Origin of the sequence: Flavobacterium sp. PLA-1-15, assembly GCF_049060005.1 — a bacterium.
Lineage (GTDB): Bacteria > Bacteroidota > Bacteroidia > Flavobacteriales > Flavobacteriaceae > Flavobacterium.
This window is the reverse complement of the sequence record NZ_JBMGQS010000001.1, coordinates 118,691-131,651: the sequence shown is the minus strand read 5'-3', so window position 1 is coordinate 131,651 and position 12,961 is coordinate 118,691. Positions and strand designations below refer to the sequence as shown.

Genomic DNA, 12,961 nt, shown 5'->3' with positions numbered 1-12,961 from the left:
TTCACGCAGTGGCGGATATTTGAAGCTAAATGTAATAAGAAATTCTGATGTTCAGAATATTTTCCGAGAAAAACAAAAAGAGCCATTGCTTGAAACCGCTGTTACCAGCTGGCCTTTTATATATTTGTTGTTAACTGCGTTAATAAAAAACCAAGTATAGAATATTTAATTTTATGTTTTTCTTTGATATTAAATGTCATAGTTAGATTTATGCCTCCAAAATCCAAATTCTTATCAATACCTATCCTTGCAATTTCTTCAGAGTCCCAAACTATCTTCGCATATTTACTTTTATCCAATAAATGCCAAAACTGATATTGAATAATTTTCATTTTTTCAACTCCAATTTCAAAATTCGAAAATATAATGTTGTGTGACTTAATTATCAAAGGAGGATTTAAATTTTGACTGAGAATTTTTAAGTTTAAAAAGAAATCCGAAGCCTCAACTAATAATTCTTGGTCTTCAAATATTCTTCCGTTATTTTTTGAGCCTAAAAGAAATTCTCTTTCCATCTTAAAAATCTGAATATCGTCTTGATAAGCAAAAACATTACTATTCTGATCATTCGGAAATGAGATTTTTATTGTTGTCATTTAGTTGGGTTTAGGGTTGCTGGTAACTCATTTATAGGTATCATAAAATAATACATATACACCCAAAAACAGATGGATAGGTACCATAAAACTTTACAATTAATTACAACCAAATATAGTGAAAAAGTTTACAAATCATCAAAAGGACTCTTTATTTGTTGCAAATTTTTCGTACTAAAATGTGTATAAATTTCGGTAGTTTTACTGCTGCTATGTCATAAAAGTTCTTAAAACATTGGACAATATTTTTTCGCGTAAAAAGCAGCACATCAAACAGATCATTTAAGAAATCCCCAATATACAACCATTAATCGAAAATAATAATTTGCGAATTTGCGGTTTCTTTTTCCAATAAACCACAGGGCATCCTGATAGTTCGCTCCACTAATAGAAACAACTAGGTGTAAATCCTCCACAGAAAGATAAAATGTGGTTAAAAACAATCCACCCACAAAAATCACCCAACTCCAACAACCTTTAACCCAAACCCACTCTGCTCCTGGAAACCATAAAAATCCCCATTAACCTCCTGCGAAAAGCGATAATGCAAAACCGCAATACGAACACCATTTACACCTTTAGGAACAACCACAGGCAAAACAACATCCTCAACAGCTCCATCTTTATCCACCCGAATCACCTCACTTTTATAAAGCATAGCCTTATGTTCCACCAAATCCAAAACAACAACTCCAAATTGTAATTCAAAATGCGTAGCACCTGTCTTAAATTCCAACTTTTTAGGAGCAAAGCTATGCAATGTATAAGCAGAAGCGGTGGCATCGTAAACACCATTTTCAGTCGGCAGGCAAAAGGAAGTAAAACAAAATCCATCAAGCAAAGCCTTTCCGGCAACATCCTCCAACCCCGCTCCTATCTGGCGTTTCCCGCGCTCAGAAACCTTATCAGCATCCTTGATTTTAAGAAACAACTGCATCAGCCTCCTCTGCAGTTCATCATTGCGCAACTTGCCCAAAAAGGGAAACAAGCTGTCCTTAAACAGTTTTTTCACACGAGAACAATGGCCAAATTCAGTACTGTTTTCCCTAACCCGAGCCATCGAAGCACATTTCTTGATCGCACTTCCATTAAAACCGCCACCCGCCTTCCGTGCCACGGGTTTCCCTTTACGCATATAGAAATTTATTCCATCCAGCGTGCCAACAAAAGGCACAATACCAACTTGTTTTGCCATAACCTCATCATTTAAAGTACACTACCTCAAATATACAAAATATTTCATATAGATATATAGCGCATATATAGCGTATATATAGCGAATATATAGCGCATATAAAATGTATAAAATATACAGTAGATTTAATAAGGATGTAAGTAAACTATAGTGCTGAAACCTCATCCATACGGTAGGGAAACCAAGCCTTTTGACAACCCTACATCAAAAGATTGCAACTTTAATAGTAAGCATCCAACAAGAGTTTTATATATATTTACATTAAAAATCAGTAGAAATGAACACAACCATTTTTAGGGAAGCAACAATCCAAGACATCCCGCAGATGGCAGTCGTGCGCAATGCCGTCAAGGAAAATGCCCTCTCCGATCCCAGCCTGATAACCCCCGAAGACTACATCGAGTTCATTACCGTCCGCGGAAAAGGCTGGGTCTGCGAAGTCAACAAACAAATAGTAGGCTTCTCCATCCCTGATTTGGTCGACAATAACATCTGGGCCCTCTTCCTCCATCCCGATTTTGAAAACCAAGGCATTGGACGAAAACTCCACGACACCATGCTCGACTGGTATTTCGCCCAAGGCAAAACCGATGTCTGGCTCGGAACCGCTCCAGCAACACGAGCAGAACAATTCTACCGACAATCAGGCTGGAAACAGAACGGCATGTACGGCAAGGAAGTAAGGTTCGAAATGACAAAGACAGACTGGGAACGCATCAAGCAAAGCAAATAAACCTATGCAACATCACTTTTTTAAGGAGCCGGCAGATTTTAGGAAATGGCTAGAAAAGAACCATCAGAAAGAAACAGAACTGACCGTTGCCTTTTACAGAAAAGGCCTCGGCAGGAAAAGCATCACTTGGGAACAAGCTGTGGATGTGGCACTCTGTTACGGCTGGATCGACAGCATCAGAAGAAAGATCGACGACGAAAGCTATTCCAACCGCTTCACTCCCCGAAAAAAAACCAGCATCTGGAGCGCAAAGAACATTGCCAATGTGGAGCGTCTGCAAAAGGAAGGACTGATGACTCCTGCCGGAATGCAAGCCTTCGAACTCCGAAAAGACCATCTCTCTAAAGTATATTCATTTGAAAATGATGCCCCAGAATTGGACGAAGACTTGGCTGCAATCTTTAAAGTCAACAAAAAAGCATGGGAGTTCTTCAACCAGCAACCAACTTCCTATAAGAAAATCACCATCCATTGGATCGTGACGGCCAAGCAGGAAGCTACAAGGCTCTCAAGGCTCAACAAGACAATCACGGCTAGCGAAGAGGGAAAAAGGATCTGACACCATTAAATTTTCTAAGGAAAAAACACCACACAGCATTCATAAAATACTAAATTTGTTCAAAATACAATACTAAAAACAAGCAAAACATGTCCTACTGTACCGCCATCGAAAACATGCCCGAACCACGGAAAACACTCCACAAAAACTACCACGACAACCTCTATGGTTTTCCCATCCACGACGACAATGAATTGTTTTGCCGATTGGTATTGGAAATCAACCAGGCAGGACTAAGCTGGGAAACCATCCTCAAAAAGGAAGCGACCTTTAGGAGTGCCTACGATAATTTCGACCTCAACAAGGTGGCCAATTATACAGAAGCCGACCGCGAACGGTTATTGTCCGATGCAGGCATCATCCGAAACAAATTGAAGGTAAATGCCGCCATCGAAAATGCCAAGACCATACTGCTGCTTCAAAAGGAACACGGCTCCTTCGAGAAATGGCTCGAACACCATCACCCAAAGACCAAGGAAGAATGGGTAAAGCTGTTCAAAAAGACCTTTAAGTTCACGGGAGGCGAGATAGTAAACGAATTCCTGATGAGCATTGGCTATCTGCCAGGAGCCCACGATGCAAACTGCAAGATACAGGCAGCCATTTCAAAGGAAAAACCAATGTGGATGCACAAACGATAAATAATAGTAATAAAAATAAATAATAGTAATGTTTACCGTAGAACAAATTCAGCAAGCCCATTCAAAAGTAAAAAGTGGCGCCGATTTCCCTAACTACATCCAAGATTTGATACAACTCGGCGTCCTGCGTTTTGAGACCTTCGTATCCGACAGCCATTCTGATTATTATGGCGCAAACGGTTATAGAACTTCATCCGAAGGCAAATACGCCCCAATAGCAATCACAGATAAATTGGATATCGAAACCTTTAAAAAGGAATTAAAGGAACACCAGCAAGGCAAAACCGACTATATGGGATTCATAGAAAGCTGTGCCAAAAACGGCATAGTCAAATGGATAATGGACTTGAAAGAGTTCACCTGTATCTATTATGACCCGAAAGGAAACGCTGTCCTGACGGAAATAGTGCCTCATTAATAGAACTGTTCTTTTAAAAAAAATTGCACGAATGGACACCTATCAACTAGTATACATTCGTGCAATTTGTGTTTAATAAAGAAAGAAATCTATAAAATCGGTGCAATCCTTGTTTACTTAAGATGTAATTCCAATAGAGAAAAATCTGTGAAAATCTGTGAAATCTGTGTTTAATTCCCAGCCAGTTTCTTATCGATAATCCGCTCCATATAATCCTGTACAAAGGCCTTACATTTCAATTCAATCAAATCCATTTCCGCATTGCGGTTCGCTATCAGGTTCTTTTCCATCCCCTTATCTTCTTTAGCATAAAACCCAATCGCTTTCTTCCCGTCAAACGTACAGATATAATTCCCACTCATAAACTGATACAGATTCGAAGAAAACTTAATCACAAAAGGTTCCTCGCCTTCATTCTTACTGGCCAAACTCCTGCCCCAGCTTCTAAACGGTTTCTTATACCCTATCATATCTAGAATTGTCGGATAGATATCCATCTGTTGGGCCCATTCGTTGCTTGCTCCCGGCTTTGCATATTTCCCGTTTGGAGAATAGAACAAAATCGGCACGGTATGGCGGTTGAACTCCTTTAGATACTCGTCATAGGCCACTGTATTGCCGTGGTCGGCCACCAAAACAAAGATGGTATTGTCGTACCACGGTTGCTTTTTGGCCTCCTTAAAGAACTGTTGCAAGGCATAATCCGTATAACCGATACATTGGTGGATATTCACGTCCCCCATCGGAAACTTGCCTTTGTATTTTTCAGGAACCTTATACGGCTCATGCGAAGAGACAGAAAACAGCGTTGCCATAAAAGGTTGCGGCTTCTTGTCGAGCGTAGTTTTCATATACTGAAAGAAAGGTTCGTCCCAAATCCCCCAAACACCATCAAATTCATCATCGTTATTGAATTCCGTTTTCCCATAATAATGCTCGATGCCCAGTATGTTTCCAAAGCCTAGAAACCCCATCGAACCATTGGGTGCTCCGTGGAAAAAGCTCGTATCATAACCTTCTTCTTTCAGAACAGAAACCAATGATTGTATGTTTTGTTTGGTATAAGGAGAAGACGTAAACGCATCCTTAAACGAAGGCACTCCCGCCAGAATAGACGACATTCCATGTATCGATTTATAGCCATTGGCATAGGCATTCGTATAAATCATACTGTGCTGTGCCAGCGAATCCACAAAAGGAGAATACCCTTTATAGTTGGGAATGTTTTGCTCCTTATTAAAGCTTGAAATATACTCCCTTGCATAGCTTTCCAATATAAAAACCACTACGTTTGGTTTGGTCGATGGATTATGGTTGTACTGTTTTATAGGCTTTATATATTTTGCAATAACCTCTTGCTTTACAAAATCCTGCTTCTTAAAACTATTCGCGCTGATCGTCCTGATGATGGCAAAAGGAGTGTTCAACACCAAATCCCCTTGCGAGATATGGCTCACATAACGGTTGGCATCCAATAGATTGATTGGTCGTGTACTCTTCTTGAAATCACCTCTGATACCGCCGATACACATCGTAACAATAAACAAGAAACCCAAGGTAGACAGTCCGAAATACTTGATGTTTTTTACTGGAGTAACTGGAGTAACCTTTACCTTCTTATACAAATAAATCCATAGGTAAGAGAACAAGATCAGCAACACAAACACATGCCAATAGTTCACCAAGAAGTTACCAAACAAGGCCGCCTTATTCGACTCATGTTCCAAGGAATCCATAACGGCTATTGTGGTCCTGCCAAAAATAAAACGGTAATAGATCAGATCGATAAAGTTGGTGGACCAGGCTATGAAGTTGGTAATGAAATACAGATAGAAAAGGAATTTCTGGAAGCCTTTCCTTGTATTTACAACCAATGGCAATATCGAAAGCAGTATAAACAATCCGTTGGAGTACAAGATTGCCGTAGTGTCAAAGGCCAAACCATGATAATACAATCTGAAGAACTCATAAAGCGAATCCACAACGATAAGGTTTGAATTATAAAGGTAAAAAAGAACTCGTGTGATGAAATAAAAAAGGTAGACTAAAAATATTCTGTAAAACAGGACTTTATATTCATTGGAACGAAAAAATGACTGCATTTTGAGGTGAGTTTTAAAACTACAAAACTACATATTTCATAAGGAAATTCTAATATTCCGAATAAATATTGTGATTGATTATATATTTAATTAATTTGCAGTCAGTAAATCCTAATTAATCAAAAATGAGTGCAATTACCAAACTGTTTGATTTTCCCTACCATCAAAAAGAAAAATACAATATTCCCGACGCTTTGGTCACAAAGCAGGACGGCGTTTGGGTAAAAACTTCAACAGAAGAATACATCGAAAAGGCCAATACCATTTCGAGAGCCTTGTTACGATTAGGAATACAGAAAAACGACAAGATTGCCATTATTTCTTCCAATAACAGAACCGAGTGGCACATCATGGACATCGGGACGCTTCAAACCGGAGCCCAAACCGTTCCCGTTTATCCTACCATTTCAGAAGCTGATTACGAATACATTCTGAACCATTCGGAAGCAAGCTATTGTTTTGTTTCAGACAAGGTGGTTCTGGACAAGCTGAATGCCATCAAAAACAATGTTCCTAAACTAAAAGAAATCTACTCTTTTGATAGTATTGAAGGTTGCAAAAACTGGTCGGAATTATTAGAGTTGGGACATGACACAAGTAACCAAAGTGAAGTAGAAGAACGCAAAAACAATGTACAACCATTGGAACTTGCTACTATAATCTATACTTCCGGAACCACAGGAAAACCTAAGGGTGTAATGCTTTCGCACAACAACATCGTTTCCAATGTATTAGATTCTGCCAGCAGGATTCCATTTGAAGCAGGAAAAAGCAAGGCCTTGAGTTTCCTACCTATTTGCCATATTTATGAAAGAATGGTAACCTATATCTACCAGTATTATGGTGTTGCAATTTATTTCGGAGAATCCATCGAAAAGATTTCCGATAACGTAAAAGAGGTGGGACCTAACGTAATGACAGGCGTTCCTAGGCTTATCGAAAAAGTATACGAGAAGATTATAGCAAAAGGTTCTGAACTCACGGGAATAAAAAAGAAATTGTTTTTCTGGGCAATATCTGTTGGTTTAAAATACGAACCGGATGGTGCAAACGGTTGGTGGTACGAGTTCCAATTATCCATTGCACGAAAGCTAATTTTCAGCAAATGGAAAGCAGGTTTGGGCGGTAATTTGGATTTGATTGTAAACGGAAGCGCAGCATTGCAACCAAGACTAGCCCGAGTTTTTGCAGCGGCAGAAATATACGTGATGGAAGGATATGGATTGACCGAAACATCACCTGTAATTTCTGTAAACGACAGACGCAACGGTGGTTTCAAGATTGGAACAGCCGGTAAGATTATTGACAATGTAGAAATAAAGATTGCTGAGGACGGCGAGATCCTTTGCAAAGGTCCAAATGTAATGATGGGCTACTATAAAGATGAGAAACTAACCAGCGAAGCCATTGTAGATGGTTATTTCCATACAGGTGATATCGGACAGGTAGACAAGGATGGTTTCTTGAAAATCACCGACCGGAAAAAGGAAATATTCAAGACTTCTGGAGGCAAATACATTGCTCCTCAGCTGATTGAGAATGCCATGAAGCAATCTCGCTTTATTGGTGAGATTATGGTGATTGGTGATGGAGAGAAAATGCCAGGCGCTTTTATCCAACCTGATTTTGAATTTGTGAAGCAATGGGCTAAGAAGAAAAACCTCAACATTGGCAGTAACAATAAAGAAATCAGTACTAATGAAGAAGTCATAAAACGCATCGACGAAGAAGTAGAACGCATCAATGAAAAGTTTGGCAACTGGGAAAGGATAAAACGTTTTCAATTGACCCCAGATGTTTGGTCGATTGACGGAGGACACCTCACTCCTACTATGAAACTCAAACGCAAAAGTGTCATGGAAATCTACAAGGATTTATACGACAAGATTTATACGAAATAAGCAAAAGCCTTTCAGATTGAAAGGCTTTTTTATTGCATGTAATTATTCAATTCTTATATTTTACTTAAAGTTTCCAAACATAATCGGCAAAAAAGAGGGAAACTTCTATTTTTACGAATTCACATTACAAAAACCAATCATAAATTTTAAAATCCCTGTACAAATGAAAGTTACCCTCTCTCATTTTGTGTTGATGCTTGTCCTGTATGCAGGCACATCACCACAACTACACGCACAAAACCGAACGAAAGAAAAGAACGCCATCGGATGGTATGCTTTCAATTCAACTTTTAAAGTAGCTGAAAAGATTGGCATCCACACCGAATACCAATGGCGCCGTGAGGATTACATTACCAATTGGCAGCAAGGTTTGCTCCGTTTGGGAATCAATTATAATTTTCGTCCCGATGTTCAATTAAGGGTTGGTTATGCCTGGGCGGAAACCTATCCGTATGGTGAAACACCCTTGAACGGCATGGGAAAAGACTTTACCGAACACCGTATTTTTGAAATGATCACCCTTCAGGACAAGATTGGAAGCGTGAACCTTTCGCATCGTTTTATGCTTGAACAGCGCTGGGTCGGTCGCTACAGTAATGCAGGCCTCCAAAATGAAGACGAATTTCCTTTTCTAAATCGGGCACGATACATGCTCAGGGTTCAAGTGCCTTTAAAAGGAACTACAGTTGCTGACAAAACACCATATATTGCTGCTTACAATGAAATTTTTATTGGCTTTGGAAAAAACGTTGGAGAAAACATCTTTGACCAGAACCGCTTTGGAGCCTTAGTTGGTTATAAATTCAATAGCAATGTGCAAATCGAGGGAGGTTATCTCAGTCAGATCGTGCAATTGGGCCGTGAGGTCGACAACAAAAATGTATTTCAATACAACAACGGATTTATTGCCAGCCTGCTGCTCAATTTTGACCTGACTAACAAAGAAGGATAATCTTGTTATCCAAAATACAATCAACCACGTTCATCCTGTTCGTGGTTTTTTAGTTTTAGCTACTTTTTTATTTTTATTTAAAAGTAAATAGCTGTAATTTTAAGGTTCGAACTTCTTTTTGATTCTTATGACTAAAGTCTTAAAATATCTTATTGCAACCTTTTTGTTTTTCATAATAACTGCACATGAAGCATCAGCGCAATTATTACCAACATCCTCTAAGGAAGTAAAGGAACAACCTAAAACGCCCGATGATTCTTTAGGAAGAAGAACCCCGAGAGGTGCAGTCAATGGATTCTTTAAAGCTGTATCCGACCAAAACTATATCCGGGCAAGCCAATATTTGAATCTCAAAAGATCCTTGAGAAAGCCAAAAGAAAGAGAGCGTATTGTAAAGCAGATGCAAAGCCTCCTCGATCAAGGAGGCGATTTGATGCCCTATTCTTTGATTAACAATAAAGAAACTGGGCAAACGGACGACGAATTGGATCCGGAACTGGATTTTGTAGGCATACTAAAAGTCAACAACTTAGACATCAATTTGTATGTAGAGAACAACGAAAAGGCTGGAGCTCCACCAATTTGGGTCTTTTCGGCAGAAACAGTTGATGCAATTACTTCTATCAAAACCGAAGACAATCTGCTGATCAATAAGATACTTCCTGATGCACTTCAAGAACGTCTTCTGGGAGGTGTGCCTATCGGCCAGTGGCTTATCATAGTTATCCTATTGGCTACAGCCTATTTTATGTCGTGGGGAATAGTTTCCTTGCTTACTTTATTGATAGCGCTTGTTTGGAAGAAAGCAAAAACCGAACCGACCTCAAGCATCATCAATACCTTCTCACTCCCTGTACAATTGGCTGTAGCGCTCCTGATATTTGTAGATTTCTCACAACGCGTCGGAATTTCAATCATCATTCGTCAACGTTTCAGTTTCCTGACCGTAACCGTTGGCATTATCGCCTTTCTGATGCTGCTTTGGCGCATTACCGACTTTATCAGTGAATACAGCAAAAACCGAATGACTGTTAGAGGCCGTGTATCTGCCATATCCGTAATATTGTTCTTGAAAAGGGGTTTCAAGATTGCCATTTTTGTTTTCGGAGGAATTGCAATATTGGGTGCCATCGGAATTGACGTTACCACCGGTCTTGCCGCACTTGGAATTGGAGGTATTGCCCTGGCCTTGGGAGCTCAAAAAACGGTTGAAAATTTCGTTGGAAGTGTTACATTGATCATAGACCAGCCCATCCGTGTAGGCGATTATTGCAGGATAAATGACATCAAAGGAACAGTTGAACAGATCGGGATGCGCTCTACAAAAGTAAGAACCGGAGAAAGAACCGTTGTGACCATCCCTAACGGATTACTTTCGGCCACCAATATTGAAAATTATGCCTTCAGGGATCGTTTCTATTTCAACACTGTTTTGGATTTCCGAAGTGAAACAACACCTGATCAAATTCGTTACTTGCTCGTAGAAATCAGAAGTATCCTTTATGCGCATCCAATGGTAAATTCCAGTGATGCCAATGTCAGGTTTATCGGCATCGGAACATCATCGCTCCGTTTGGAAATTACTTCTTATATAAATGTGGTAAGCAATGATACCTATATAGAAATTAGGGAAGATCTGCTCTTACGGATTATGGATGTCGTTGCCCAAAGCGGTACTGGTTTTGCGTTCCCATCGCAGACATTGTATTTTGCGAAGGACAAGGGAATCTCAGAAGAAAATAAAACTGCTGTAACCGAAAAGGTACAGCACTGGAAAGAAAGCGGACAACTGCACGTGCCACGGTTTTCTGCTGCTAAAATTGAGGAGATAGAAGATTCAACAGTTTATCCTCCTGAAGGTTCGTCAAGTCAGACAAATATTCGAGAAGATTCTTAGCATTTTTCTATTGCTTGTTTGCAGATGCCTGATTAACCTTTGCTAGAATATCCTGCATCATATCCATCTGGACTTTCTGGATTTCAAGCATTGATTGTTCCTGATGTAACAGCAAATGGTCAATCTTTTCATGAAGCATCCTGATTTCAAGTTCAGATTTCAAGTTGATCATATAATCTTTTTTCGCTCGGTCACGGTCTCTTTCTTCTGTCCTATTTTGGCTCATCATGATTACAGGGGCTTGCAGGGCGGCAACACAAGACAAGATCAGATTCAATAAAATAAACGGATAGGGATCAAAACCTTTATTGGCCAGGATAAAAACATTCGCACCAATCCAAAGCAATAGAAAAGTCAGAAACGAAATGATAAATGTCCAGCTTCCGCCAAAAGTAGCCACCTTATCCGCGACTTTTTGCCCAAAAGTAAATTCCTGAATTTCATCATCCAGTTTATCCGAAAGTGTAGCATTGTCATTCAAGGCATCCACAACGGTCTGCTCCAAAACCGACAATTCGCCTGTTTCTTTTACCAGCATCTCAGCAATATATTTTTCACGAAACGTATGCAATTCGCTCATCGACATACATTTTTCACCCTTAAAATCAGGATGCTTTTCCTGTATGAAATCCAATATCGATTTCCGAACCAACTTCGCCGAAACCTTCTCTGCATCAGAATACTCCTTCCCAGAAATAGCGCTAATAAATTTTTCCATATAAATAAGTCCAAAGTTTAAAGTCATAAAGTTTTAAAGTCTAAAAATCTAACCATCTAAGAAGTCTTATCTAAAACCAATGCTTTCTTTTAAAATAATACACCATCCCAATCACCGTCAAGAACATCACCCCCAGAACAATAAAATAACCATTCTCGCTCTTCAATTCCGGCATGTTTTCAAAATTCATCCCATAAACACCTACAATAAAAGTCAACGGCATAAAAATTACCGAGAAAATCGTCAGCGTTTTCATAATCTGGTTCATGCGTTGGGTCTGCATCGAAAAAAAGATATTCGAGGCACTTTCAAGCGACTTCAAATCGTAATCAATCTGCTCTAAAATCTCCAAACTTTTCTGGTGCAAACGCTCAAAGAAAGCATAATTCGATTTGTCAATCAACGCCAATTCATCCTCCCTGCCCGTTTTCAAAATAAACAACGCATCCCGCAAAGGCACAATCGCACGCTTCAAAAAATTCAGGTTTTCACGCTCCCGCTCAATGTTTTCCAAAACCACCGATCGGTGGTTGTTCTTCGCATCCACCAGCAATTTCTCAACCGCATCCTCATAGCTTTCAATCGTAATATAAAAGTTTTCCATCACCGCATCCAGCAAAAGATACAGTAAATAATCATTCTTCTTTTTTCTTACGATCCCGCTGTGTGTCTTGATTCTTTCGCGGATATGCGTAAAAAACTCACTCTTTTTCTCTTGAAAAGAAAACAGCAAATTATCCTTCAGCAAAAAACTAATCTGTTCTACCCGCGCCCCATCCTGCTCGTCCTTCTGCAAGACCGATTTGATACTGAAAAACAAAACCTCGTCCAGCTCGTCCATCTTGGTCCTGCGCGACACATTCAAAACATCACTGATGATAAAATTATCAATCCCAATCAAATCGCCCACGCTCTTGATCAATTCTACATTATGAAGCCCGTGCACATTCAGCCACTTCACATCGTCCTTCTGCAACGGATCTTCCAACTCCTTTTTCACACGCTCCAGCGATACCGCATTGTATTCCTCATACCCCAAATCGTCGTACACAAACAACTGCATTTCAACTGCATCCGTTGTATGAACACCCGTATATTCAAAAAAATTCGGCTGAACTTTCCTAACTTTCTTATATTTAATCCGTCTCAAATCACATTAATTTGTCATAAAGATAGGAGTTTTTAAATTTCCATTTTACATTTACAAAATAAATCGGCAAGGCAAGAGGCAAGAGGCAAAAGGTCGTAG

At 39.5% G+C, this 12,961-nt stretch carries 12 protein-coding genes; 7 read left to right on the top strand and 5 right to left on the bottom strand.

The features are described 5' to 3' along the window. Positions 1 to 116: 116 nt before the first annotated feature. Together ACI6PS_RS00580 and ACI6PS_RS00575 are read right to left on the bottom strand one after the other, a co-directional pair. Entirely contained in the window at positions 117 to 596 is a 480-nt protein-coding gene (locus ACI6PS_RS00580; RefSeq protein WP_421010594.1) for a hypothetical protein, read from the bottom strand. Between the two features lie 457 nt (positions 597 to 1,053). Beyond that, a complete protein-coding gene (locus tag ACI6PS_RS00575; RefSeq protein WP_421010593.1) occupies positions 1,054 to 1,791 on the bottom strand; it encodes a hypothetical protein in 738 nt (245 codons plus the stop codon). Positions 1,792 to 2,068: 277 nt separating this feature from the next. On the opposite strand from ACI6PS_RS00575, the gene ACI6PS_RS00570 reads away from it, so the two are divergent. The 4 genes from ACI6PS_RS00570 to ACI6PS_RS00555 all read left to right on the top strand — a co-directional run bounded on the left by ACI6PS_RS00570 (position 2,069) and on the right by ACI6PS_RS00555 (position 4,142). Then, positions 2,069 to 2,524 (top strand): GNAT family N-acetyltransferase, encoded by a 456-nt coding sequence (locus ACI6PS_RS00570; protein ID WP_421010592.1) that lies wholly within the window; start codon positions 2,069 to 2,071, stop codon positions 2,522 to 2,524. A gap of 4 nt (positions 2,525 to 2,528) precedes the next feature. Further along, positions 2,529 to 3,083 carry a YdeI/OmpD-associated family protein gene (locus ACI6PS_RS00565; RefSeq protein WP_421010591.1) on the top strand — a complete coding sequence of 185 codons (555 nt, stop codon included), beginning with the start codon at positions 2,529 to 2,531 and terminating at the stop codon, positions 3,081 to 3,083. Between the two features lie 89 nt (positions 3,084 to 3,172). Further along, positions 3,173 to 3,724 (top strand): DNA-3-methyladenine glycosylase I, encoded by a 552-nt coding sequence (locus ACI6PS_RS00560; RefSeq protein WP_421010590.1) that lies wholly within the window; start codon positions 3,173 to 3,175, stop codon positions 3,722 to 3,724. A gap of 28 nt (positions 3,725 to 3,752) precedes the next feature. After that, the gene (locus tag ACI6PS_RS00555) at positions 3,753 to 4,142 is read left to right on the top strand and encodes a DUF1398 domain-containing protein (protein WP_421010589.1); all 390 of its coding nucleotides are present in this window, start codon (positions 3,753 to 3,755) and stop codon (positions 4,140 to 4,142) included. A gap of 170 nt (positions 4,143 to 4,312) precedes the next feature. On the opposite strand, the gene ACI6PS_RS00550 is transcribed toward ACI6PS_RS00555, so the two are convergent. Continuing rightward, positions 4,313 to 6,244, bottom strand: a complete 1,932-nt coding sequence (locus ACI6PS_RS00550) for an LTA synthase family protein (protein ID WP_421010588.1) — start codon at positions 6,242 to 6,244, stop codon at positions 4,313 to 4,315. 125 nt (positions 6,245 to 6,369) lie between these two features. Here ACI6PS_RS00550 and ACI6PS_RS00545 point away from each other — a divergent pair, with 125 nt between their 5' ends. The 3 genes from ACI6PS_RS00545 (at position 6,370) to ACI6PS_RS00535 (ending at position 10,994) form a co-directional block, all read left to right on the top strand. Then, positions 6,370 to 8,145 (top strand): AMP-dependent synthetase/ligase, encoded by a 1,776-nt coding sequence (locus ACI6PS_RS00545; protein ID WP_421010587.1) that lies wholly within the window; start codon positions 6,370 to 6,372, stop codon positions 8,143 to 8,145. Between the two features lie 163 nt (positions 8,146 to 8,308). Continuing rightward, positions 8,309 to 9,097: a DUF2490 domain-containing protein gene (locus ACI6PS_RS00540; protein WP_421010586.1), complete on the top strand. Its 789-nt coding sequence runs from the start codon at positions 8,309 to 8,311 to the stop codon at positions 9,095 to 9,097. Between the two features lie 163 nt (positions 9,098 to 9,260). Continuing rightward, positions 9,261 to 10,994, top strand: coding sequence for a mechanosensitive ion channel family protein (locus ACI6PS_RS00535; protein WP_421010585.1), 1,734 nt, complete (start codon positions 9,261 to 9,263; stop codon positions 10,992 to 10,994). A gap of 7 nt (positions 10,995 to 11,001) precedes the next feature. On the opposite strand, the gene ACI6PS_RS00530 is transcribed toward ACI6PS_RS00535, so the two are convergent. Together ACI6PS_RS00530 and corA are read right to left on the bottom strand one after the other, a co-directional pair. Then, complete coding sequence (locus tag ACI6PS_RS00530) at positions 11,002 to 11,739, bottom strand: DUF1003 domain-containing protein (RefSeq protein WP_421010584.1); 738 nt, start codon at positions 11,737 to 11,739, stop codon at positions 11,002 to 11,004. Positions 11,740 to 11,782: 43 nt separating this feature from the next. Next, on the bottom strand, positions 11,783 to 12,862 hold the full coding sequence (corA, locus tag ACI6PS_RS00525) for a magnesium/cobalt transporter CorA (RefSeq protein WP_421010583.1): 1,080 nt from the start codon (positions 12,860 to 12,862) through the stop codon (positions 11,783 to 11,785). Between the last annotated feature and the right edge of the window lie 99 nt (positions 12,863 to 12,961).